Genomic DNA, 23,024 nt, shown 5'->3' on the forward strand with positions numbered 1-23,024 from the left:
CAGCTCCTCGTCACCGCCGGCGACAACCCCGAACGCCTGCACAGCGAAGCCTCCTTCGCCAAACTCTGCGGCGTCGCCCCACTACCCGCCTCATCCGGACGAACCGACCGCCACCGCCTCAACAAAGGCGGCGAACGCCAAGCCAACCGCGTCCTGCACATCGTCGCCGTCGTCCGCCTGCGCTACTGCCCACGCACCCAGGCCTACCTGCAACGACGCACCGAACAAGGCCTCACCAAACGCGACATCATCCGCTGCCTCAAGCGCTATATCCTCCGCGAAGCCCACACAGCGATCATGAAAGACCTCGCACTCACTGCTTGACATCTATAGGAGCGTCCCTCAAAGCAACAGGCAGCCGCCCACAGCAACAGGCGTGCCATCTACCTACGTGCGGCGCTACCCCCTGATCAGATTGCCGGGGTCTGGGGCAGAGCCCCAGGGGAAGCACGCAACCGCAAGCTCGCCGCCCGCAAGGCGACCACCCGCCCGGTCGCGGCACGCCCGGTCGCGGCACGCAAAGGCGACCACCCGCCCGGTCTCGGCCCGCAAGCCCGACCACCCTCCCGGTCGCCACCCACCCGGCCGCCGCCCACCCGGCCGCCGCCCGCAACCCAACCACCCACAACAGCCGTGCCCCAAAACAACAAAGACCCCCACACCCAAAACCGGGTGCAGGGGCCTTCGAAGGTCTAACTAGCGACTCACATGCCGCCCGACAGCTTCTCCCGCAGAGCAGCAAGCTGCTCATCGGAGGCAAGCGTGCCACCGGACTGAGCCGGCGCGCCCACGGACGTGGAAGGAGCCTCGCCACCGGAGGTGTAGTTGCCCGCACCCTCGGCCGAAGCCTCTTCCTCGGCCTCGGCGGCCTTGCGGATCTGCTTCATGTGGGCCTCGTAACGAGTGTGCGCCTCGGCGTACTGGCGCTCCCACTCCTCACGCTGCTTGTCGAAGCCGTCCTGCCACTCCTGGGTCTCCGGGTCGAAGCCCTCGGGGTAGATGTAGTTGCCCTGGTCGTCGTACTCGGCGGCCATGCCGTACTGGGTCGGGTCGAACTCGGTGTCGACCGTGAAGCCCTCGTTGGCCTGCTTGAGCGACAGCGAGATGCGGCGACGGTCGAGGTCGATGTCGATGACCTTGACCATGACGTCGTCGCCGACCTGGACGACCTGCTCCGGGATCTCCACGTGGCGCTCGGCCAGCTCGGAGATGTGGACCAGGCCCTCGATGCCCTCGTCCACGCGGACGAACGCACCGAACGGAACCAGCTTGGTGACCTTGCCCGGCACGATCTGGCCGATCGCGTGGGTGCGGGCGAACTGGCGCCACGGGTCTTCCTGCGTCGCCTTGAGCGACAGCGACACGCGCTCGCGCTCCATGTCGACGTCGAGGACCTCGACGGTGACTTCCTGGCCGACCTCGACAACCTCGGACGGGTGGTCGATGTGCTTCCAGGACAGCTCCGACACGTGGACGAGACCGTCGACGCCACCCAGGTCCACGAAGGCACCGAAGTTGACGATCGAGGACACGACGCCCTTGCGGACCTGGCCCTTCTGCAGCTGGTTGAGGAACTCGCTGCGGACCTCGGACTGGGTCTGCTCCAGCCACGCGCGGCGGGACAGGACCACGTTGTTGCGGTTCTTGTCCAGCTCGATGATCTTCGCCTCGAGCTCACGGCCGACGTACGGCTGGAGGTCGCGGACGCGACGCATCTCGACGAGCGAGGCGGGGAGGAAGCCGCGGAGGCCGATGTCGAGGATGAGACCACCCTTGACGACCTCGATGACCGTGCCCTTGACGGGCTCGTCCTTCTCCTTGAGGGCTTCGATGGTGCCCCACGCGCGCTCGTACTGGGCGCGCTTCTTGGAGAGGATCAGACGGCCTTCCTTGTCCTCCTTCTGGAGAACAAGCGCCTCGACCTCGTCACCGACCTTGACAACCTCGTTGGGGTCGACGTCGTGCTTGATCGACAGTTCACGCGAGGGGATGACGCCCTCGGTCTTGTAGCCGATGTCGAGCAGGACCTCGTCCCGGTCGACCTTGACGATGGTGCCCTCAACGATGTCGCCATCGTTGAAGTACTTGATCGTCAAGTCGATAGCTGCGAGGAAGTCCTCCTCCGTCCCGATGTCGTTGATCGCGACCTGCTTGGGAGCAGCGGCAACGGGGGCGGTGGTGGTGTCGGTGGACATTAGGTAGGTGGCTCCGGTACGGATTGGCATCGATTGGCTGGGTGGTGGTGCGCGCGCAGCGACTCAGAGACCTGGAAAGCCGGCACTTCTGGATCATGGGCAGCGCTAACCCACTACGCACGCGATATCGTACGCGGCCGTGAGACGCGCAAGCAAACCAGCCCCCATGTGAAGGAGCAGTGTGTCCAACCAGCACGCGAGCGCGGAACAAGCGCTCGGTACCGCCGGCATCGTCAAGCGCGGGGCGGACGCCGCGGAGTCGCGCGTGGCGAACCAGATCTGGTGGGACGCGGACGCCGACGACTACCACGAGACGCACGGCGAGTTCCTCGGCGCGGCGGACTTCGTGTGGTGCCCGGAGGGCCTGCGCGAGGCCGATGCCCGGTTCCTGGGTGAAATCGCTGGTCAGCGCATCCTGGAGGTGGGCTGCGGCAGTGCGATGTGCGCCCGCTGGCTCAAGGAGAACAAGGCCGACGTCACCGCGTTCGACATCTCCGCCGGCATGCTCCGCCACGCCCGCAGGAACAACGCCGAGACCGGCATCGACGTGCCGCTCGTCCAGGCCAGCGCGGACCAGCTGCCGTTCCGGGACGACTCCTTCGACGCCGCGTGCAGCGCGTTCGGCGCCGTGCCGTTCGTGGCGGACGTCCAGGAGGTCTTCGGTGAGGTCGCCCGTGTGCTCAGGCCCGGCGCGCCCTGGGTGTTCGCGGTCAACCACCCGATGAGGTGGATCTTCCCCGACGACCCCGGACCGCTCGGTCTCACCGTCACGCAGTCGTACTTCGACCGCACGCCCTATGTAGAGGTGGACGAGGAGGGCAAGGCGACCTACGTCGAGCACCACCGCACGCTCGGCGACTACGTCCGGGCGCTCACGAACACCGGTTTCGTGCTCGAGGACCTGGTCGAACCCGAATGGCCGAAGGGCCACACGCGCAACTGGGGCCAGTGGAGCCCGCTGCGCGGCAAGCTCTTCCCCGGCACCGCGATCTTCCGGACCCGCCTGACGTCGTAATCTCACCTGCCATGACCTCGGCACGCGGACTAGTGGCGGCCCAGTCAGCCCGTTTCGCCTCACTGGACCCGTTGCTTCCGCCCGCCACCGAACCGCCCACGGACGGCCACGTCATCTCGGCGGCGCTGGCGGACGGCACCCGCGTGGCCGGGATCATCAGCCACCAGAGCTTCGAGCCGCACACGACCACGCGGCTGTGGTCGGCGGCCGAGGTGTGGGAGATGCTGCCGCTCGTCGGCGAGTCCCAGGGCATGGACGCGCTGCTCACCCGCTTCCGCCGGCACCTCGACACGCAGGAAGTGCACGACGACACGGCGTGCGTCGTGCACTGGCCGAGCCGCGACACCAAAGCCGCACGGGCGTTCCTCGACCACGGACTCGTGCCGCTGTCCGTGCTCGCCGTGCGCCTGAGGACTCCGGCACAGCACATCTCGCGCACGCTGACGATGCGCCGTGCGACCCCGCACGACCTGGAGACCGTGCTGGAGCTGTCGCTCACGGAGCTGGAGTACTCCTCCTACGTCGGCTCGACGATCGTGCGCCCGAACGCCGCCCAGGTGAAACGCCATGCGCTGATCGAGCGACTCGAGAACGCGAGCCCCATCTGGCTCGCCGAGCGCGACGGCATCGCGGTGGCGCTCGCCGAGTGCGCGATCGTGTCGTCCGAACCCGGCACGGCCGCGGCCGCCAGACTCCCCCGCGGCCGCTGGGGCTATGTGAACTGCGTCTCGGTCCTGCCGGGCGCCCGTGGCACCGGCATCGGCCAGCAGCTCCTCGCCTACGCCCACCAGGAACTTCACCGGATGGGCACGGTCGGCACGTACCTCTACTACAACCCGCCGAACCCGCTGAGCAGCGTCTTCTGGCCCCGTCAGGGCTACCGGCCGCTGTGGACCGTCTGGGAAGTACGCCCCGCGTCAGCCCTTAGGTGACCTATGTCCGAGTTGCAGGGCGCCGAGGTCTGCGCGAGAATTTGTACTGACCGGTCAGTTTAAAAGGAAGGTAAAGCCGTGGAGATCCACGCAAGTCGCGCAGGCGTCAACGGGGGCCATGGTCCCCTGCTCCGGCCGACTTCGCTGACCGTGCAGCCCGGCGAGCTCACGCTGGTCGCGGGCGAGCCCGGCACCGGTCACACGGCGTTCGGCCTGCTGCTCTCCGGCCGCATCAAGCCCTCGACGGGCACCGTGTCCCCGGACGCGAAGACGCTGCGCAAGCGCGTCGTCCTGGTCGACGCCCCCGAGGTGAACGAGCCGGAGGAGGCGCTGAGCCTGTCCGCCGTCGTCGGCGAGGAGCTCGCGATGAACGGCATGCCGTCCGGCAAGAAGGCGGTGCACGACTGGTTGGTGCAGCACGCCGCCGACGAGCACGCGGACAAGCGCTTCGAGCACGTTCCGGCGCGGACGCGGTGCGCGGTGCTCCTCGAACTGGCCGCGTCACGTCCGGGCGTGACGGCGCTCGTCCTCGACTGCCCCGACCGCTACCACCCCGACCCGCGCGAGTGGTTCGCCCTGGCCCACGACCACGTGACCCCCGAACGGTCCGTCGTCGTCCTGTGCTCGAACTCCTCCGCCCACATCCTCGACATCCCGCACGCGCGCCTTGGTGAGGACAACACCAAGATGGAGATCACCGCATGAGCGCCCTACGCATGGCCTTCAACGAACTTCGCCGGGTCACGTCCGGCAAGCTGCCCAAACTCGCCGTTCTGGCACTGGCGCTCGTGCCCCTGCTGTACGCGTCGCTCTACCTGTACGCCAACAAGGACCCGTACGCGAACCTCGACCACGTGCCCGCCGCACTGGTCGTGAAGGACAAGGGCGCCAAGGACCTCAACGCGGGCAAGGACGTCGCGGACGAGCTGCTCAACGGCAAGAAGTTCAACTGGAAGGTCGTCGACGACGCCGACGAGGGCGTCCGGAAGGGCGAGTACATCTTCGCCCTCACGCTGCCGGAGGACTTCTCCGAGGCGCTCACGTCCGCGGAGCAGAACAAGCCGCGCCAGGGCGTGCTGACCCTGACGACCAACGACGCCAACAACTACCTGGGCAGCACGATCGCGAACCAGGTCGTCTCCGAGGTGCGCCGCGCGGTGACCGCGAAGGTCTCCACCGAGGCCGCGGACAGGCTGTTGCTCGGCTTCTCCACGATCCGCCAGGAGACCGCCAAGGCCGTCGACGGCGCCAAGCAGCTCGCGGACGGCAACGCCGAGCTGCGCGACAAGATCACCGAGCTGGACAAGGGCGTTCAACAGCTCTCCACCGGTGCCGCGCAGCTCAATGGCGGCACACGGGAGCTGCGTTCCCAGACCGCGCCGCTGCCCGACGGCGCGAGGAAGATCGCCGACGGGGCCCGCCAGGTCGCGAACGGCAACGAGACCGCCGCGACCCAGGCCGAGGAGTACGCGAAGAAGGCCCAGGCCCTCGTCGGCGTGCTCGACCAGGCAGACGGCGACATCGCGGAACGGTTGCGCGCCTTGGGATTCACCGAGGACCAGGTGCAGAACGTGCTGACCACGATCGGTCAGGTGCGCAAGCCGGTCGACGATGCCAACGGCAAGGTCCAGGGTGCCGCCGGCGACCTGCGCAAGCTTGCCACCGGCGCGGACCAGGTCGCCGACGGCGCCGAGCAGCTCTCGGCGAAGATGCCGGGGCTGGTCGACGGCATCGCGAAGCTCGACGACGGCGCCACCAGGCTCCGTGAGGGCCTGCAGACGGCCGCGCAGGGAACGCCGCAGCTCAAGGACGGCGCCGCGAAACTGGCCGACGGATCGGTGCAGCTGCGGGACGGCCTGTCCGGTGGCGTGGACAAGATCCCGAACCAGGACGACCCGACCCGGGCGGCCATCGCGCAGGCGATCGGCGACCCGGTGGCGGTGCGCGGGCTGTCCCAGACGAAGGCCGCCACGTACGGCGCCGGCCTCGCCCCGTTCTTCCTGGGCCTGGCGACGTGGATCGGCGCGTTCGTGCTGTTCCTGCTGCTGCGCCCGCTCTCACGCCGTGCGCTCGCCGCCGGTCAGTCAGCGCTCAGGGTCGCGTTGGGCGGTTGGCTGCCGGGTGCGTTGCTCGGCATCGTGCAGGTGCTCGTGATGTTCACGGTCGTGCGATTCGTAGTGGACATCGAGCCGTCGAACCCCATCGGCACGTTCGGGTTCCTCGCGCTGATGTCGCTGACGTTCGTGGCGATCCTGCACGCGCTGAACGCCGCGTTCGGCGCCGTCGGCAAGTTCCTCGGCCTGATCCTGCTGATCCTCCAGCTGGTCAGCGCGGGTGGCACGTTCCCGTGGCAGACGATCCCGGTGCCGCTGTACCCGCTGCACTACGGCCTGCCGATGGGCTATGCGGTCGACGGCCTGCGCCACCTGATGTACGGCGGTGACCTGGGCAGCGTCGGAAAGGACGCCCTCATCCTTCTCGCCTGGCTGGTCGGAGCCCTAGCCTTGACGTCCGTGGCGGCCTACAAGCAGCGCGTGTGGACAGCATCCAAGCTGAAGCCGGAGCTCGTGCTGTGAGCGCGCGGACGACGGCGACCAGGCAGAAGCTCTTCGACGCGGCGTTGAAGCTCGTCGGCGAACGGGGCGCGGCCTCGGTGACGGTCGACGAGATCGCCGCGGAGGCGGGCGTCGCCAAGGGCACGATCTACTACAACTTCGCCTCGAAGGACGCCCTGGTCGAAGCGCTGCTGCACCACGGCGTGGAGATCCTCGCGGGCCGGCTGCGGTCCGCGGAGGGGTCCGAGGACTCGCTGGAGGCGCTGGTCGACGAGATGCTCGGCTTCTGGGCCGAGTACCCGGCGTTCGGCCAGCTCCTCGTCTCGGAGCTGTGGCGCACACCGGGCCAATGGCACGGCACTCTCTCGTTGCTGCGCGACGACATCGTCTCGATCGTGCGCGGCCAGATGAAGCGCCTGGCCGACGCGGGCCGCCTGCCCGCGGGGGTCGAGGTCGGCACCGCGTCGGCGGCGTTGTTCGGCACGTTGCTCGTGATCGCGCTGGACTGGCAGGTGTTCCAGCCGGAGCGGTCACGGGCGGACGTGCGCGAGTCGGTCATGCTGCTGGTGCGCGGGATGCGTTCGGCGCGTTAGAGCTGAGCGCGCGGAGTCACCCCCGAACGAGCGACGCGTTTGAGCGAGCAGGGCCACCTGCCCGCCGGTACGAACGAAGACATGCCGAAACTGCTGAACATCGCCACCGCCCTGCTCGCGACCATCGCCCTCACGGCCTCCCCGGCGCTGGCCGAGCCCGAGCCGGTGAAGGCCACCGCCGACTTCCAGGAAGCGCTGTTCACGCCCGTCGACGGCGTGCTCGACCTGGAGGAGACAGCCGAGGGCATCAAGGTCAGCGGCGTGTTCCAGAAGGGCTTCTCCTCCGACGTGCCGTCGGACTACCAGCTGGTGGTCCTCGACGGCGCGGAGGTGGTGCTGGACTTCAGCAAGGACTTCCAGAAGGTCGCCGAGATCGAGGCGGCGGAGGTCGCGGAGTTCGAGTTCGTCACGGAGACGAGGCAGAAGATCGCGGACCTCCGCAACGAGGACCTGGTCGTCCGCCAGCTCGTGGACGTCGCGGCCGGCATCAAGGTGCTGGCGGAGATCGGCCGGGCCAGGATCGTGAAGACCGAGGTCCGGTAGGGCTTCAGCGGGCGTCCTCGTGGTGCAGCGAGGGCACCCGTCCCTCCAGTCCTCGTTCGACGGCCTGCAGCACCGCACGGTTCGTGCGCAGCGTGGCGTCGTGGGCGAAGTGACCGAGCAACACCTGCTGCGTCGGGTGCGGGAGCACTGGGTCGGGCACCGGCGCGGACGTGTGCACCTCCACCACCGGCGCTCCTTCTGCGAGAAGGTGTCGCACGGCGTTGAGGACGCTCACGCGATAGCTGTCGTGCACCCACGCCACGAGCAGGTTCACCAGGTGGCCGTCGAGCTCGTACTCGACCTCCGACGCGAGCTTGGCGGGCTCCGCCCAGTCCGCCCGCACCCACGTCGGCCGATGGCCCAGTGAGAGCGACGCCCGCGCCGCCCGTCCGGGACCGTCGTCGGCCATCAGCGGCTGCGTGCGTGAGGGCAGCACCACCCGCCATCCACGTGCCACGAGCTGGCCCGCGCAGCCTGCCAGCATGCCTGTCCCGCCGAGCACCAGCGCAGTTCTCACCGAGCACGCTCCTCCCCGACCGAGGCGAGCGGTCCCGAGAGCCACCGCTCCACCTGCGCCTGCCCGCGCAGCCGCACGACCACCACGTCGTCGACCAGGGCGAGCACCCTGGCCCGGTTGCGCCGGTAGCTCTTCCAGCCCCACCGCAGGATGTGCTCCGGGTCGGTGAACGCCGACCACAGCGACGACTCCCGATTACCGTTCCACAACTCCACCCCTGCCGCGCGACGTCTGATCGTGCGACTCACCAGCCGTCCCATCACCACCGGGAACCGGTGGTCGAGCCACACCACCGTGTCCGCCCTGGCGAGCAACGCGGGCCGTGCCGACCGGTACTGGTATTCGGTAACCCAGTGGTCGTCCTGTGCGAACGCGGCGACCTCCGCGAAGAACTCCGGCCGCGGCGTCCACTGCGGACCCCAGTAGAGGCTGTCCAGCTCGACCCGCCGCAGTTCGCGCTGCTCGGCGATGCGCAGGCAGAGCGTCGACTTGCCGGATCCGGCGTTGCCGGCGACGAGGATGCGCCGGGGCACGTGCGGCAGCGGATCAGCTGGTCCGAGCAACGGCATCGGGTCAGGCTAGTGGAGCGACCCGGAACGTCGGCGAGGTAATCCACGCTCAGCAGGGCACCTCGCGGCGCGTCTGACCGCGAATTCCCCCGGCAACGTTCCGGGCCACACCACCAACGAAAACCCGATGAGCACGACACGGTGCGGAGCGGGCCCGGAAACGCCCGAAGGGCCCCCGGAAAACTCCGGAGGCCCTTCGGGGTGAAACAACGTCAGAGAGCGGTGACGTTCGTCGCCTGCGGGCCCTTCTGGCCCTGCGTGATGTCGAACGAGACCTTCTGGTTCTCCTCGAGGCTGCGGTAGCCGCCGCCGTTGAGGGCCGAGTAGTGAACGAAGACGTCAGCGCCGCCGTCCTCGGGGGCGATGAAGCCGAAGCCCTTTTCAGCGTTGAACCACTTGACGGTGCCGTTTGCCATGTACTGCTTCTCCTTGATTACTGAAGAGCGAGCCGCACTGTGCGGCCACTCCGTGGTTGGTCATGAGCCTTGCCCCAACCGTGAAGAAGGAGAAGCACTCGCAACTGAAGTTAGGCGAGCGTGTAAGACACGAACACGAAACTGCAACCAACAAAGAAGTATACCCCAACCTAGCCGCGTTTGCGTTGAGGTACCGCGAACCTCCGCTGCATGATCGAGATGCGGAAGACGAGGAAGCACGCGAGCCCGCCCGCACCGATCGCGCACAACGTCGACAGGGTCGAAAACACCACGTAGAAGGGGGTGTCGAGCAGCAACGACTCGAGCACGTCGCACAGCACCATGGCGAGGAACGCGTACTGCCAGGGCTTGATCAACGGGCTCGCCACGCGCTGGGCGAACGGCACTTCGCGCTGCGCCGGGTCGCTCGCCTTCCATACCTGCGAGACCGTCCGCACGCCGTGCAACGCGATCGCCTCGGCATTGTGGGTCACACCGCGGAACCACACGATGGACGCCACGCCCGCCGGCACGACCAGCATGATGGCAAGGAAGCTCCACGACGACGAGCCGCCCTGCCAGTCGTTGATCGTGCCCCAGATCGACTCGGCGGCGACCAGCGCGATCAGGCCCATGCTGACGTAGCCGGTGACCCGGACGTCCTTCAGGTCGATGTAGGCGCTCACGACCACCCCCGGTAAGTACGGACCTGGGCGCGCAGGGTACTCGGCGAGCGGCTGGTGCTGTCCGAGGCCCGCTGGCCTGCGCCGATCTGGCGCTGAGCCGTGTCACGGCCGTGATCGGCGCACCGCAGGCTGTACCGATGCGAACTGGGGGGTTTCTGCGCTGGGTGGCACATCCGCTGACAGTCGGCGCCACCGTGGTGCTGCTGCTCAACGACCACGTGTTCAAGCAGGCGTGGCCGGGGCTCGTCACCGGCAAGCTCAGCGACGTTGCCGGACTGGTGGTGGCACCGCCGGTGCTCGGGCTGCTGGTGAGCCTGTTCCTCGCCGACCGGATCGCCGCCGGAGTTTCGGTGCTGTTGACCGGCGCCGGATTCGCGGTGGTCAAGCTGACCCCCGCGGGCGCCGAGGTCGCGTCGGCGGCGTGGTCGGTCGTCAACGGGCCCTCGGGCGTCCTGGCCGATCCGGCCGACCTGGTCGCGCTGCCCGCGCTGGGCCTCGCCTGGTGGGCCTGGCGCCGGGTGTCGGCGGCCCCGCCGCTGCCGGACGGTCTGGTTTCCAGGGTGCGGGTGCTGGTCGCGGTGCCGTTCGCGGTCCTGGCGATCGCCGCGACGTCGGCGCCCGGCGACACGGTCCCGTCGGTCGACTCCGTGACCGGCGCGGACGAGGGCGGCACGCGGGTGATGATCCAGGTGGACAGGCGGACCTACACCTCTGCGTCGGGCGTCGGCGACTGGACGCCTGTGCCGGAGACCCCGGAGAGCCTGCTGACGTCGCCACCGCAGCGTCAGCGGAAGACCGAAGCCTGCGTACCCGATGACCCCGCACACTGCTACCGCGTGCACGGCGGCGGTGACCTCTCCGGTTATGCGAAGTCGGCACGCGGGGGCCGCCTGCTCGGCGTCGACGAGACGACCGACAACGGCCGGACCTGGCGCACCGCGTGGGAGGTGCCGGCCGCCCGGTGGCCGTTCGTCCTGAGCCAGCACCGGTTTCCCCGCGGGTTCGAGCGCCCTGGCGAGGTCGCCAGTGTGGAGGTCCTGGTCCGCGCCGTCCCAGGTGGGCACGAGGTGTTCGTGGCCAACGGGGCGGAGGGTCTGGCGGTCTGCGGCGTCGACGGCACCTGGCGCCGCGTACCGGTCGTGGTCGCCGAGACCGGGCTGGAAATCCGGCCGGTGCCGCTCACCGCGTTCGGCCACGGGCTCGGGGAGGAGATCATCGATGCCGGACTGATCGCCCTGCTCGCCCTGCTGATCGGGGTGTCGGTGGCGGCCGGCCGAGCTCGTGCCCGTACCGGATATGGCCTCGTCGCCGTACTTCCGGCCGGCCTTCTCCTCGTGGGGGCTGTCCCGCTCACCGCCATGGTGTCGTTCTTCAGCAACTCCACCGCGACGATCGGGCTGGGGCTGGTGGTGGCGCTGTTCCAGGTCATCGCCGGTACCGGGCTCACGATGACGGTGGGGGTGCTGCGCCGATCACGCGTGCTGGTGGTCGGCGCCGCCGCCGTGCTGACCGGCCTGGCATTCCTAGGTCCCGTCTTCGGCTGGACCGCAGGTCAGCCGACCGAGCGTGATCCCGCCATCGGGCTCGGTCTGGTCCTCGCGGCGGTGAGCCTGGTCCTGGTCGTCGCGGCCGGATGGTGGGCCGGGCGTGACCCGGTCCAGCGGCCGGTTCCGAAGGACCCTGGCTGGCCTCCGCTGCCGTCTCCCCGGTAGCCGGCTACCTGCCGAAACCGCAGCCCAGCTCGGTGAAGGTCGCGATCTTCTCGGCCGCCCGCACGACGACCTCGTCGATGCCGTCGAGCACCACCCGTTCACCGACGCGGCGGGCGGGCAGCAGCGGTACGTCGGCCTTGCCGCACTGCTCGGCGATCGACGTGAACGCCCGCGCGGCGGCCAGCGGCGCGACCAGGGGCTCGCCGGTCTGCCGGTGCCGGATGAGGTTCTCCAGGAGGTCGACCGACGGTGCCACGGCCATGCGGTGGTCGTTGACCGTCAGCCTGTCGTCGTCGTACCACCAGACGGCCTGCCCGAGCGTCCCGTGCACCAGGACGACCGGTGGCAACGATGTCGCCGCGCAGAGCGTGGTGGCGACCACGACCGGCGGCGCACCATCAGCCGTCACCCGGACACAGGCCGTGTCGTCCGCACTGATCGTGTCGCGGCACCGGTACAACTCCAGTTCGACAGCAATGTCGGCTCGTTCCTCGACATCGGCGAGCAGCAGCGCGTTCTGCAGCGCGTGCGCGAACGGGTTGACGAGCGTCCCGTCCTCGCCCTGCCGTCCCGCCCACTCGGAGCGCTCGTAGTAGGAGTCCGAGCGCACCCAGCGCCCGGCGGCGCCGATGCCCGTGATGTCGCCCAGCGCCCCGGAGCCGATCAACGAGCAGAGCCGCCGGTACGAGCCCGTGCCCTGCGTCTGGAAGCCGATCTGGCACACCATGCCGCGGTCCAGCGCCACCGCGGAGATCTCGTCGAAGTCGGTCACCGACAGCACCGCCGGCTTCTCGACCAGCACGTCGCAGCCCAGTTCGAACGCCGCCAGCACGTGGTCGCGGTGTGTCGCGGGCGGTGAGGAGACCACGACGACCTCGGGGTGGAGCTCGGCCGCCAGCGACGGCAGATCGGGGTAGGACGGCACCGGCACGTCGACGTCCGCCACGTCGACCACGCCGACGAACGTGGCGAGCCCGTCGTGGCCGAGCCGGACCAGGTTCTCCACGTGCCGCGCCCCATGTCCCCGAGCACCGACCAGCGCAACACGCATCGCTCTCACCCTTCTCGGGCGGACTCCGCCACCAACGCGGCCACCAGCATCAGCCGAGGTGCCGGTAATTTCAATGCGCCGCGCCAACCAAGACTCGTTTGCGGCAGCATCCCGGCACCAACGGCGCCCGAAGCGTCAACACAGCCACCCGAACGGGCAATGGCGCCGGGACCACGGTGACCGCTATCGGAGGTCGAGGACGTCGGCGACGTGGACCGGCTGCCCGGTCTCGAAGCTGCGGTTGGCGGCGAACCCGGTCAGCAGGGAGAGCGTGCCGTCGTAGTGCGTCGCCTTGCGCCCGAGCGGGTCCTCCTGCCCGGCGGGGCCGTACAGCGCGTCGACCATGCGCTGGTCGGCGCCACCGTGCCCGTGCCGGTCGTACTCCAGCGGGATGTCCTCGCGTTCGGCGAACAGCCGTTGCACCGAGAGCTTCGCCCACCCCTGCTCGGGGTTTGCGGCGACGCCGTGCACAGACGGGTCCTGACCCGACACCCAGGAGTTCTCGACGACCTCCAGTTCGAGACGACCCCTGCTGCCGTTGACCATCAGCCGGTAGCCCTCCCACGGCGAATAGGCCGTGAGGTGGTAGGTCAGATTCGCCCCGCTGGCGTAGCGCACGAGCACGGACATGTCGTCCTCAATGGACACGCCGGGCTCGAACGGGTTCTGGTCGCGGCGATAGCCGTCCTCGTGCCGTGCGTCGACGTAGAGCTTCTTGAGCCAGGCGTTCTGCTCCAGATCGACATCGAACCTGCCGTCGTGCGTGTACCCGTGACGCTCGCCGTTCTCGCTGCCGTAGAAGAACAACCGGCCGTGCGCGTACACGGTTTCGGGCACCGAGCCGACCCACCAGTTGAGCAGGTCGAAGTGATGGGTCGCCTTGTGGACCATGAGACCGCCGGAGTTGGCCTTGTCACGGTGCCAGCGGCGGAAGTAGTCGGCGCCGTGCCGGGTGTCCAGCAACCATTCGAAGTGGACGGACCCGATCTCACCGACAGCGCCGTCCGCGAGCAGCGCGCGCACCTTCTCGTGGATCGGGTTGTAGCGGTAGTTGAAGGTGACCGTGACGCTGCCTTCGTTGCGATGCACCGCGTCCAGGATCTTGCCGGCCGACGGGACGTCCGTCGTCATCGGCTTCTCCGTCACGACGTCACAACCGGCGTCCAACGCCTCAACGATGTACGTGTCGTGGAAACGGTCGACGGTGGTCACCACCACCACGTCGACCCGTTGCTCGTCGAGCATCTTCAGGAAGTCTTCGGCGTCGTACGTGGGAACCGGCTCGACGCCCAGTTCCGCGAGGCGGTCGTTGTGGACGTCCATCCTGGTCCGGTTCACGTCGGCGAACGCCACGAGCTCGCAGGTGCCCGCGTGTTCGACCGCGATGGCGCGGACGTGCCGCTCCGCCCGCGCTCCCGTGCCGACCACCGCGTACCGCCTGCGCGCCATCCCGACCTCCGCTGAAAACGTTTTCTCCACGCTAGCGGCACGCGCCCCGACCTCGTCAAGATGAGGTCATGCCGACTCCTGTGGTGCTCGACTGCGACCCCGGCCACGACGACGCGATCGCGATCCTGCTCGCGGCCGGCTCACCCGAGATCGACCTGCGCGCGATCACCACCGTGGCCGCGAACCAGACGCTGGAGAAGGTCACCGCGAACGCCCAGCGGATCTGCTCCGCCGCCGGTATCTCGGTGCCGATCGCGCGCGGGTGCGCACAACCGCTGGTGCGACCGCTGTACGTGGCGGAGGACATCCACGGGGAGTCCGGAATGGACGGTCCGGCGTTCGGCCCGCTGACCGTCGGAGTGGTGGAGGAACACGCGATCGAAGTGATGCACGCCCACATGCCGGCGACCCTGGTGGCCACCGGCGCGCTGACGAACGTGGCGATGTACCTGCGGCGGTACGGGCCTGCCGCGGTGCGCGAGATCGTGCTCATGGGCGGGTCGACCGAGCGCGGCAACACCACGCCGTACGCGGAGTTCAACATCTACGTCGACCCGGAGGCGGCCGCGATCGTCTTCGGCAGCGGCGTGCCGATCACGATGATCGGGCTGAACGTGACGCACCAGGCGTTGGTCACGCCGGACATCGTGGCTCAGTTGAACGCCCTGGGGCCGCTCGGGCGGACGTGCGGGGAGCTGATGACGTTCTTCGCGGCGACCTACCGCGACGTGTTCGGGTTCGCCGCGCCACCGCTGCACGACCCGGTGGCGGTGGCGCGGGTGATCGATCCGACGCTGGTGACCTGCGTCGAGGCGTTCGTCGGGATCGAGACCACGGGGACGTTCACGCGCGGCGCGACGGTCGTGGACCTGCACGGCCGGCTCGGCCGGGAGCCGAACGCGCAGGTGGCCGTCGGGCTGGACGTGGACCGGTTCTTCGATCTCGTCGTCGAGGCTCTCAGGACACTGTCTTGTCGCTGAGCTTGGCCCACTGGCTCCAGCCCGCCTTCTCCTTGTAGAAGCGGCGGATCAGCTTGCCGTCGTCGGTGCGGGCGAAGACCTCCACGGTCTTCGTCTGCGCGTGGTACATCGCGGTCGGCGCCTCGGCGACCTTGGTGGTGCCGAGCCTGGCCCACGTGGTCCAGCCGCCGTCGGTCGCGCGGGAGTGCTCGACGATGCCGCCCTCACCGAGCTGCACGACGTCGATGGACCCGGTCGTGGAGTTGAAGACCGCCGACGGCGCGCCGGTGCCCTTGCCGCCCAACGACTTCCAGACGCCCGCCCCGTACTGCTCGACGCTGCCGGACTCCGTGCGCACGAAGACCTGGTCGACGGCGACGCTCGGGTCGCTGACGATCTTCTTGTCGCCCTGGTCCGCCCAGGTGCTGCCGTCCCACTTCACGAGCTTGCCGTCGGCGGAACGCGCGTAGACGTCCTTGTCGGCGACGGCCGGGTTGCCCTCGATCCTGCGGTCGCCGACCGGCGCCCACCTGTCGGTGAAGCGGAGCAGGAAGCCGTCCGCGCCGCGGGCGAGGACCTCGACGGCCTTTGTCTTGTCGTTCCAGAACAGCGTCGGCTCACCCGCGACGGCCGTGTCGCCGAGCGCGAGCCACCTGCCGTCGACGCGGCGGTAGATCCTGTCGTCCGTACCGCGCGCGAACACCTCGACGATCTTCGTCTGCGGGTTCATCAGCGCGACCGGCTCGCCGGCGAAGAGCTCGGGCCCGAGCTGCTGCCAGCCGTTCCAGCGGCTCGTCTTGTGGAAGTTCGTGACGATCGTGCCGTCGGCGGCGCGCGCGAAGATCTCGAGCTGCTGCTGGCCGGTGTTCGAGATCTGCGGGCCGGCGCTGACGACGAGCTTGTCCGTCACCGGCGTCTCGCTGCCGGCGCTACCGGCTTCGAGAATGTTGTTGTAGCGCAGGGGCACGTACTTGCGAGCCGTGCCGGCACTCCACACGCGCTGCACGGGCCTGCTGCCGTCCGGCCCGGCCTGCTCGCGCACGATGGGCCGCGTCTTGGCCGCGTCCGCCCAGCCGATGAACAGCGCGACGTGGTTCTCGCGGTCGTTGAGCGCGTCGCCGGGACGGAGGTCCTTCCAGTCGATGCGGTGCGCGACCTGCTCGAGGATGTGCGTGGTGTAGGAGATGCGCAGGCCCCAGGCCATGGAGACGAAGCCGGAGCAGTCGGTGCGGTAGGCGCCGTACTTGTTGCCGAAGCAGTCGCTCTGGCTGTACGGCACACGGGCGCTGATCCACGTCCGGGAGCGCGCCAGGATCTCGCTGCGCGTGATCTTGGAGTTGGCCTCGTACGTCCCGCAGACCACCCCGTCCTCGGCAGCGGCGACCGCGACATCAGGCATGGCCAGCGTCGAGCCGAACGTGATGGCCGCCGCGGCGACCGCCAACATCCCCCACGATCTCATGCGGGTCACCGTAGCAAGGCGATGTGAAGTTTTGGTCCGGTCGAACGTCCTGTCTTCCGACGGTCAACCGTGAACGCGCGGGCACCCGGGTGGATGATCGTCACGCCTCGTCGAGCACGCTCAGATACCGGCGAGGCACGTACAGCTCCGCTTCGGTCTCATAGGGATAGGCGAGGGCGCGCAAGCGTGTGCTGTATCCACCGGCTTGCTCGTAGGCCCAGTACCGTCCGGGCTCCTCCGCCCACGACGCGAAGATCACCACGTGCCGCGTCAGGTTGGTGCCGTCCGCGCGGATGACGACGTCGCCCGGCCGCAGTTCGCGCGCGGGGATCAGGCCGCTCACCGAGACCAGGGCCGGGGTGTCGAACCCGCCGTGCCGGTCGTCCGGTTTGCCGGGCAGCCCCCACGCCATCGACACGAACCCCGAGCAGTCGGCGCGGTAGATGCCGTGTTCGTTCTGATGGAACCTCTTCTGGCTGTACGGGACCGAGTCGCGCAGCCAGGAACACGCGCGCTCCATGATCTCGGAGCGGCGGATCAGGCGGCCGGCGGCACGAGCGGTGGTCACGCGGACATGGTCGGGACCTGATCTCTAAGTTCCCTGCAAACTCTCTACAAGGTCGGCGTCACTGATCTCGGCGGTGACCCAGGCGAGCGGGTAGCTCAGTTCGATCGTGTCGATCTCCCTGGTCAGCCGCACGCCGGGCAGCACCCTGCGCACCAGCGCGAGCATCGCGTGGTTGTCGGGCAGGACGTTGCCGTGCAGTTCGGCGACGCCCATCCGGGCCGCGATCGACGTCAGTTCCTCCAGCAGGAGACGGCCGACGCCACGGCGCTGCCACAGGTCGATCACGGCGACCGCGATCTCCGCACCGCACTCGCCGGTCCTGATGACCCTCGCGATGCCGATCGGCTCACCGCCGACCGTCGCGCACACGGCCGCGTGCCGTTCGCCGTCCACGTCGGTCAGCACTCGGCGCGCGGACGCGGTCAGCCTCGGCGTCGGCGAGTGGAACCGCAGGTAGCGGCTTCGCGCGGACAGTCCTGCGAACACCGCGTCGACAGCTTCCGGCGCGGTGTCGCGGTTGAGCTCGGTGACGCGCATGAGGATCGACCCCTCTGAGTTCGGAATCCGAACTGTAGCTGAGTTCGAAAATCGAACGCAAGGGATATCCTTGACTCATGCCGTACTCGAGTTTCGCGAGCATGCCCTGCACGCTGAGCCGCCCCGCGGCGCTGCTGGGCGAGCGCTGGACGCTGCTGCTGCTCCGCCAGATCTTCCTGGGCACCCGCCGCTTCGAGGACTTCCAGGCGACGATGGACATCTCGCGGAGCGTCCTGACCGATCGGCTGAACGTGCTGCTGCAGGAGAACGTGCTCAAGCGCGTGCCCTATCACGAGGATGGCCGCACACGGCACGAGTACCGCCTCACGGAGAAGGGGCGCGACCTCTACCCCGTGCTGATGGCTCTGCGGACGTGGGGCGAGAAGTGGATGGCTCCAGAAGAAGAGGAGTCGTTCCACCTGCACCACCGCGACTGCGGCGGAGACGTGCGGGCGAAGGTCGAGTGCACCGAGTGCGCCGCCGAACTGACCGCCCGCGACGTGCAGGTCACGGCCAAGCGGTGAACTTGTACTGACAACTGCCGAATCCCAGGTGAACTCGAGATCCACACCATTGCTGAATACGGTTGCAGGCAGCGAGTGTTCCTGTCATGACAAGAGCTGCTCTTGCGGTACTGCTGCCCCTCCTGCTGGTGACCCCGGCTGCTGTCGCGGCACCGGCGAAGACGCCGAAGGTGCTCGTGATCGGGCTCGACGGCGCCCGCTACGACAAGCTGGTCAGCGGTGACAACCCCAACATCAAGGCGCTGCTGAACCGCGGCTACGGCGCCCGCAGCGCGCTGTACGGGTCGGGCATGGCCCAGACCTCCAGCGGCCCCGGCTGGTCGACGATCCTCACCGGCGTCTGGCCGGACAAGCACAAGGTGAAGGACAACTCCTTCGCCGGCAACGCCCTCACGTCGTACCCGAGCTGGCTGGAGCGCGCGAACACCGCGAACCCGGCCCTGTCGACGTACGCGGCGGTGGACTGGAAGCCGATCAGCGACCACGTCCTGCGCACCGGCCAGGACCGCAAGTACGTGCTCGACGGTGACGCGGCGGGCTACACCGGCTCGGACGAGAAGATCACCGTCGACGCCGAGCGGCACCTGAGGACCGACGCCGCCGACGCGTCGTTCGTCTACCTCGGCCAGATCGACATCGCGGGCCACAACAGCGGCGCCGACTCCTCCCAGTACGCCGCGGCCATGCGCACCAACGACGCGCAGATCGGCCGTCTGGTCAAGGCCGTCGAGGCACGGCCGTCGTACGCCTCCGAGGACTGGCTGATCATGATCACCACTGACCACGGCCACACGGCGGCGGGCGGCCACGGCGGTGACTCACCCGAGGAGCGGATGACGTTCGTGATCTCCACCGGCCCGGCGCGCCCCGCCGTGGCACCGAAACTGGTCGACGTGGCAGCGTCCGCGCTGCAGCACCTCAACGTCCCGGCGTCGCTCGACGGCTACGCGCTCGGCACCGCGCCGGTCGACCCGTTCGACTCGGTGACGCTGAAGCCACGGCAGGACGAGACCGGCGTGCCCGCTTCGGTTCTCGGCTGGACACACCAGGGTCCGGCGGGCTGGACCGTGACCACCGCCTCGTCGATGCCGCAGGGCGTCGCGGAGTGGCAGGGCTGGTCGTTCACCACCGACGACTTCTGGACCCGCACCGCGCCCTCTCAATCGCGTGAGGCGAACGTGCGCGCACGTGGCGTCTTCGCCGTCGCCGACCCCGACGAGTGGGACGACAAGGGTTCGCCTTCCGCGCGCGGCAAGTTCGACTCGACGCTGACCTCGCCCGCCCACGACGTGACGGGCAGGCCGAGCCTCAAGGTCGGCTACTTCTCGCACTACCTGCAGGAGGGCACGCAGCGCGGCACGGTCAGCGTGTCGTTCGACGGCGGCCCCGAGCAGGTCGTCCGCACCCACAACACGGACGGTCTCGCCCAGCAGGTCTCGCTGACCGTGACCGTCCCGGCGGGTGCCCGCACGGCGCGCGTCTCCTGGCGCCTCTTCGACGCCGGCAACAACTGGTACTGGGCCGTCGACGCGCCTCGCCTGTCCTGATCCGGCGGTGTGGGTCGTGGAGGCTACCGCAGCGAGTCGAGGTGCCTGCGCAGCAACGACACCGTGAGCTCCCGTGTCATCCGGTCCGGGTGCAGCACCCCGTCGAGGGTGATGCCGTTGAGCAGCGACGCCAGCCGTTCGGCCTCCAGGTCGACGTCGTGCGTGGCCCCGATGGTCCCGGCCTCGGTCATCACGGTCAGCGCGCGGCGGCAGAGCATGCGCAGGCCGTCGTAGAGCCGCTCGGCGTGCGGCACGAGCGACGGCCGGGTGCGCGCGGCGGTGACGAAGGCCAGCCACAGCACGGCTTCGTCGCGGCGGCGGTCGTCGAGCGGGAGTACCTCGGAGAGCACGCGTTCGGCCGGCCGGCGCGGGTCGGTGCGGTCCGGCAACCGCCGCACGTGGGCGAAGACGCGCTGTTCCGTCGAGTGGATGAGGGCCTCGACAGCGAAGATGATCATGTCGTCGTGGCTGTCGAAGTAGTGGCGGATCGAGCCGATCGCGAGGCCCGCCTCCACCGCCACGTTGCGCAGCGAGGCCTGTTCGACGCCGTCCCGCACGACCACGCGGAACACCGCCTCGGCGACGGCTTGGCGGCGGGCGGCGGGATCCACGACTCTCGGTGACACCTCCCGTTTGTAGCATGACCCTGCTAGTTTAAGTAGCAGGGTCATGCTACATAGGGGGAAGCAATGACATATCTGCTGATCGCGGCCGGTGTGCTGTACGTGCTCGTACGCCGGTTCCGGGGAGAACCGCTCAACGCCAGGGACCTGCTGGCGCCGCCCGCGTTCCTGTTGTTCTTCGGCATCCGTGCGGTCGACGAGTTCCATCTGGTCTATCTGCTCCCGCTCGCCGCCGGCTTCGCGTTCGGGGCGATCCGGGGGATGACGATCAAGCTGTTCGAACGCGACGGCCACCTGTGGCAGCGGTACACGCCGTGGACCTTGCTCGTGTGGGTGGCGTCGATCGGCACGAGCTTCGGCTTCCTGCTGCTGCTCGACCACCACGCGCCGACGCAGCTCTCCATCGGCGTGAGCATGCTCGGCGAGCTGTGCGCCGTGGGCGTGAAGGCGTTGAACACCGGCCTGCCGTTCGCACCGGAACGGGTGTCCAATGGCAGGCATGGAACGTCGTGACTTCCTCGTGGGGGCAGGGCTGCTCGCCGTCGCACCGACCGCGTCGTCAGCCGCACAGGGAGCGGACTGGGGCGCCGTGCGCCGCGAGTTCCGGCTGGACCCGGATCTGACCAACCTGGGGCTCTTCTACCTCGCGTCGAACCCGCGCGAGGTGAGGGACGCGGTCGAGGAGTTCAAGCGCAGGCTCGACGCCAACTCGCACGACCTGATGCCCGAGCAGGCGCAGGAGGTCGCCGTCGCGCTCGGGCAGTACGTCGGTGGCGCCGCGGACGACATCGCGTTCGTGCCCAACACGACCATGGGTCTCTCGATCGTCTACGGCGGCCTCAAACTGCGCCCGGACCAGGAGTTGCTGCTCAGCGACCAGGACCACGCGTGGCACCAGCAGGCGGCCAGGCTCGCGGCGGGGCGGGTGGGCGCGAAGGTCCGGGTCGGCACGCTCTACGAGAACCCGGCGAAGGCCACCGAGGACGAGATCGCGACCCGGCTGCGGAACTCGATCACGCCGCAGACCCGTGCCGTCGGCATCACGTGGGTGCAGTCGAGCACGGGCCTGCGCATGCCGGTGCGAGCCTGCGCGCAGGTCGTGGCCGAGGCCAACAAGGGCCGCAAACAGGAAGACCGCTGTCTCCTCGTCGTAGACGGCGTGCACGGACTGGCGGCCGTGCACGACGACGCGGCGCGCATGGGCGCGGACGTGTTCGTCGCCGGCACGCACAAGTGGCTGTTCGGGCCGCGTGGCACCGGCATGGTGTGGGTGAATCCCGAGGTGCGCGGCGAGATCGTGCCGATGCTGCCGAGCCTGAGCGACCGCAGCGAGACGGCGTTGCTCGGGCCCGGCGGCTTCCACGCGTTCGAGCAGTACTTCGGGGTGCAGGCGGCGGTGCGGTTCCACCAACGCCTCGGCCGCGACCGCGTGGCGGCCCGGATCGCCGAACTGTCCGGGCGGTTCTCCGACGGGCTGGCCGAGATCCCCGGCGTCGTCGTGCACACGCCACGCGACCCGGCGACGTCCGCGGGCATGGTGTGCTTCGACGTCACCGGGCACAGCGGCCCCGAGGTCGTGGGACTGCTGGCGCGCAAGCAGATCCAGATCACGACGGCGTCCTACCGGATCCCGTACGCGCGAGTCGGCACGTCGATCCTCAACACACCGGAGGAGATCGACCGGACGGTGCGGGAGATCAGCGCCCTGGCTCGGTGATGCGGGGCAGTTCGGCCGTTCCCGGCGGTTCGAGCTGCACGCTGGTGTTCTCCGTCCTCACCTGTGGCTGGTTCATCGCCTCGTGCGCGAACCAACCTCCTCCGAGAACGAGCCCGAGCAGTCCCGCCGCGATGAACGGCGTGGTCGGAATCCGCTTCTTCTGCTCTTCCTGGCGCGGCACGGGCATCTCGACGGTGGACTGCTCGACGGGGTCGGGTTCCAGCTGTCTGGCTTCGAGGTAGGCACCCGTCGCGGCCGCACCGTCCGGAGCCCTCAACACCGGAACGCGCAGGCGTTCCGCAATCTCCAACGGAATCCGTGACGACCCACCCACGAGCAGGACGACGTCGGGCAGGCACAGCCCCGCGCTGCTCGCCACGCGTTCCAGCCGCCCGGCCGGCAACACACCTTGCTTGCGCAGCACCGTGACGTCGCATCCGGAGGCACCGAAGTCGAACACCGCCACCGTGCTGTGCTCAGGCATCTGCACATCAGCGTCGAACGCGATGGCGACGGCGTGCGGCGCGGGCACGAACAACACGTCCGCACGCCCTTCGTTGATGAGGTCCTGACGCAACTGCTCAAGATGCTCGTGCGGCCAGCACAGGGGATGCGCCATCGCGACGCGGCTCGGCGGCTCCCCGTGCCGATGCGTGAGGTCGTCGAGGACGTTCGCGATCTCCCTGGCGGCCGCCTGGTGACGCCGGCCGTGGGTCGTGACGCCACTGCCGGTGGCGACGGTGGTATGTGCGGATCCGAGATCGAGCCCAACCTGGTACGACATCGCGGGTCACCCCTCACTGCGGACACCCACCACACGTACGTCTCAGATGGCTCGGTTCAGTCCTTCCCGC

25 protein-coding genes are annotated in these 23,024 nt (G+C 69.0%); 13 read left to right on the plus strand and 12 right to left on the minus strand.

The features are described 5' to 3' along the window. The coding region (locus BLR21_RS32315; protein WP_143027974.1) for a transposase at nt 1–324 on the plus strand (324 nt) is incomplete at its 5' end. A 380-nt stretch (nt 325–704) separates the two neighbouring features. Here BLR21_RS32315 and rpsA read toward each other — a convergent pair. Further along, complete coding sequence (rpsA, locus tag BLR21_RS32320) at nt 705–2,195, minus strand: 30S ribosomal protein S1 (RefSeq protein WP_030476833.1); 1,491 nt, start codon at nt 2,193–2,195, stop codon at nt 705–707. A gap of 181 nt (nt 2,196–2,376) precedes the next feature. On the opposite strand from rpsA, the gene BLR21_RS32325 reads away from it, so the two are divergent. The 6 genes from BLR21_RS32325 (at nt 2,377) to BLR21_RS32350 (ending at nt 7,833) form a co-directional block, all read left to right on the plus strand. After that, nucleotides 2,377–3,210, plus strand: coding sequence for a class I SAM-dependent methyltransferase (locus BLR21_RS32325; RefSeq protein WP_090012042.1), 834 nt, complete (start codon nt 2,377–2,379; stop codon nt 3,208–3,210). An 11-nt stretch (nt 3,211–3,221) separates the two neighbouring features. After that, nucleotides 3,222–4,142 carry a GNAT family N-acetyltransferase gene (locus BLR21_RS32330; RefSeq protein WP_090012044.1) on the plus strand — a complete coding sequence of 307 codons (921 nt, stop codon included), beginning with the start codon at nt 3,222–3,224 and terminating at the stop codon, nt 4,140–4,142. Nucleotides 4,143–4,220: 78 nt separating this feature from the next. Continuing rightward, nucleotides 4,221–4,847 (plus strand): hypothetical protein, encoded by a 627-nt coding sequence (locus BLR21_RS32335; RefSeq protein WP_090012045.1) that lies wholly within the window; start codon nt 4,221–4,223, stop codon nt 4,845–4,847. Beyond that, entirely contained in the window at nt 4,844–6,718 is a 1,875-nt protein-coding gene (locus tag BLR21_RS32340) for a YhgE/Pip domain-containing protein (RefSeq protein WP_090012047.1), read from the plus strand. Before BLR21_RS32335 ends, BLR21_RS32340 begins: the two co-directional genes overlap by 4 nt. After that, nucleotides 6,715–7,290, plus strand: a complete 576-nt coding sequence (locus BLR21_RS32345; RefSeq protein WP_030476838.1) for a TetR/AcrR family transcriptional regulator — start codon at nt 6,715–6,717, stop codon at nt 7,288–7,290. Before BLR21_RS32340 ends, BLR21_RS32345 begins: the two co-directional genes overlap by 4 nt. A gap of 81 nt (nt 7,291–7,371) precedes the next feature. After that, nucleotides 7,372–7,833 carry a hypothetical protein gene (locus tag BLR21_RS32350; protein ID WP_143027975.1) on the plus strand — a complete coding sequence of 154 codons (462 nt, stop codon included), beginning with the start codon at nt 7,372–7,374 and terminating at the stop codon, nt 7,831–7,833. A gap of 4 nt (nt 7,834–7,837) precedes the next feature. On the opposite strand, the gene BLR21_RS32355 is transcribed toward BLR21_RS32350, so the two are convergent. The 4 genes from BLR21_RS32355 to BLR21_RS32370 form a co-directional block, all read right to left on the minus strand. Then, a complete protein-coding gene (locus tag BLR21_RS32355) occupies nt 7,838–8,350 on the minus strand; it encodes a Rossmann-fold NAD(P)-binding domain-containing protein (RefSeq protein WP_256335087.1) in 513 nt (170 codons plus the stop codon). Then, nucleotides 8,347–8,919, minus strand: a complete 573-nt coding sequence (locus BLR21_RS42855) for a P-loop NTPase family protein (RefSeq protein ID WP_090012053.1) — start codon at nt 8,917–8,919, stop codon at nt 8,347–8,349. Before BLR21_RS42855 ends, BLR21_RS32355 begins: the two co-directional genes overlap by 4 nt. Nucleotides 8,920–9,131: 212 nt before the next feature. Beyond that, complete coding sequence (locus BLR21_RS32365) at nt 9,132–9,335, minus strand: cold-shock protein (RefSeq protein WP_030476842.1); 204 nt, start codon at nt 9,333–9,335, stop codon at nt 9,132–9,134. A 170-nt stretch (nt 9,336–9,505) separates the two neighbouring features. Next, nucleotides 9,506–10,021 (minus strand): hypothetical protein, encoded by a 516-nt coding sequence (locus BLR21_RS32370; RefSeq protein ID WP_143027978.1) that lies wholly within the window; start codon nt 10,019–10,021, stop codon nt 9,506–9,508. A gap of 137 nt (nt 10,022–10,158) precedes the next feature. Between BLR21_RS32370 and BLR21_RS32375 the strand changes: the two genes are divergently transcribed. After that, on the plus strand, nt 10,159–11,733 hold the full coding sequence (locus BLR21_RS32375) for a hypothetical protein (RefSeq protein ID WP_143027979.1): 1,575 nt from the start codon (nt 10,159–10,161) through the stop codon (nt 11,731–11,733). Between the two features lie 4 nt (nt 11,734–11,737). Here the strand turns inward: BLR21_RS32375 and BLR21_RS32380 are convergent, their stop codons facing one another. Beyond that, the gene (locus tag BLR21_RS32380; protein ID WP_090012060.1) at nt 11,738–12,784 is read right to left on the minus strand and encodes a Gfo/Idh/MocA family protein; all 1,047 of its coding nucleotides are present in this window, start codon (nt 12,782–12,784) and stop codon (nt 11,738–11,740) included. Nucleotides 12,785–12,967: 183 nt separating this feature from the next. Further along, nucleotides 12,968–14,233 (minus strand): Gfo/Idh/MocA family protein, encoded by a 1,266-nt coding sequence (locus BLR21_RS32385; RefSeq protein WP_090012062.1) that lies wholly within the window; start codon nt 14,231–14,233, stop codon nt 12,968–12,970. Nucleotides 14,234–14,301: 68 nt separating this feature from the next. On the opposite strand from BLR21_RS32385, the gene BLR21_RS32390 reads away from it, so the two are divergent. Then, nucleotides 14,302–15,213: a nucleoside hydrolase gene (locus tag BLR21_RS32390; protein ID WP_090012064.1), complete on the plus strand. Its 912-nt coding sequence runs from the start codon at nt 14,302–14,304 to the stop codon at nt 15,211–15,213. Here the strand turns inward: BLR21_RS32390 and BLR21_RS32395 are convergent. From BLR21_RS32395 to BLR21_RS32405, 3 genes are all read right to left on the minus strand, one after another. Next, nucleotides 15,191–16,654 (minus strand): DUF8189 domain-containing protein, encoded by a 1,464-nt coding sequence (locus BLR21_RS32395; RefSeq protein ID WP_143027980.1) that lies wholly within the window; start codon nt 16,652–16,654, stop codon nt 15,191–15,193. The genes BLR21_RS32390 and BLR21_RS32395 overlap by 23 nt on opposite strands. Nucleotides 16,655–16,754: 100 nt before the next feature. Continuing rightward, entirely contained in the window at nt 16,755–17,222 is a 468-nt protein-coding gene (locus tag BLR21_RS32400; protein WP_090012069.1) for an NlpC/P60 family protein, read from the minus strand. A gap of 24 nt (nt 17,223–17,246) precedes the next feature. Continuing rightward, nucleotides 17,247–17,759: a GNAT family N-acetyltransferase gene (locus BLR21_RS32405; RefSeq protein WP_090012071.1), complete on the minus strand. Its 513-nt coding sequence runs from the start codon at nt 17,757–17,759 to the stop codon at nt 17,247–17,249. 77 nt (nt 17,760–17,836) lie between these two features. Here BLR21_RS32405 and BLR21_RS32410 point away from each other — a divergent pair, with 77 nt between their 5' ends. Further along, the gene (locus tag BLR21_RS32410) at nt 17,837–18,283 is read left to right on the plus strand and encodes a winged helix-turn-helix transcriptional regulator (RefSeq protein WP_090012073.1); all 447 of its coding nucleotides are present in this window, start codon (nt 17,837–17,839) and stop codon (nt 18,281–18,283) included. An 86-nt stretch (nt 18,284–18,369) separates the two neighbouring features. Beyond that, nucleotides 18,370–19,830, plus strand: coding sequence for an alkaline phosphatase family protein (locus BLR21_RS32415; protein WP_090012075.1), 1,461 nt, complete (start codon nt 18,370–18,372; stop codon nt 19,828–19,830). A 23-nt stretch (nt 19,831–19,853) separates the two neighbouring features. On the opposite strand, the gene BLR21_RS32420 is transcribed toward BLR21_RS32415, so the two are convergent. Next, nucleotides 19,854–20,456: a TetR/AcrR family transcriptional regulator gene (locus tag BLR21_RS32420; RefSeq protein ID WP_256335088.1), complete on the minus strand. Its 603-nt coding sequence runs from the start codon at nt 20,454–20,456 to the stop codon at nt 19,854–19,856. 63 nt (nt 20,457–20,519) lie between these two features. Between BLR21_RS32420 and BLR21_RS32425 the strand changes: the two genes are divergently transcribed. After that, on the plus strand, nt 20,520–20,966 hold the full coding sequence (locus BLR21_RS32425) for a hypothetical protein (RefSeq protein ID WP_090012078.1): 447 nt from the start codon (nt 20,520–20,522) through the stop codon (nt 20,964–20,966). Beyond that, nucleotides 20,953–22,170: an aminotransferase class V-fold PLP-dependent enzyme gene (locus BLR21_RS32430; protein WP_218131033.1), complete on the plus strand. Its 1,218-nt coding sequence runs from the start codon at nt 20,953–20,955 to the stop codon at nt 22,168–22,170. Before BLR21_RS32425 ends, BLR21_RS32430 begins: the two co-directional genes overlap by 14 nt. Here the strand turns inward: BLR21_RS32430 and BLR21_RS32435 are convergent. After that, nucleotides 22,151–22,954: a hypothetical protein gene (locus BLR21_RS32435; protein ID WP_090012082.1), complete on the minus strand. Its 804-nt coding sequence runs from the start codon at nt 22,952–22,954 to the stop codon at nt 22,151–22,153. The genes BLR21_RS32430 and BLR21_RS32435 overlap by 20 nt on opposite strands. Between the last annotated feature and the right edge of the window lie 70 nt (nt 22,955–23,024).

Origin of the sequence: Lentzea albidocapillata subsp. violacea (assembly GCF_900100275.1) — a bacterium.
GTDB classification, from domain to species: domain Bacteria; phylum Actinomycetota; class Actinomycetes; order Mycobacteriales; family Pseudonocardiaceae; genus Lentzea; species Lentzea violacea.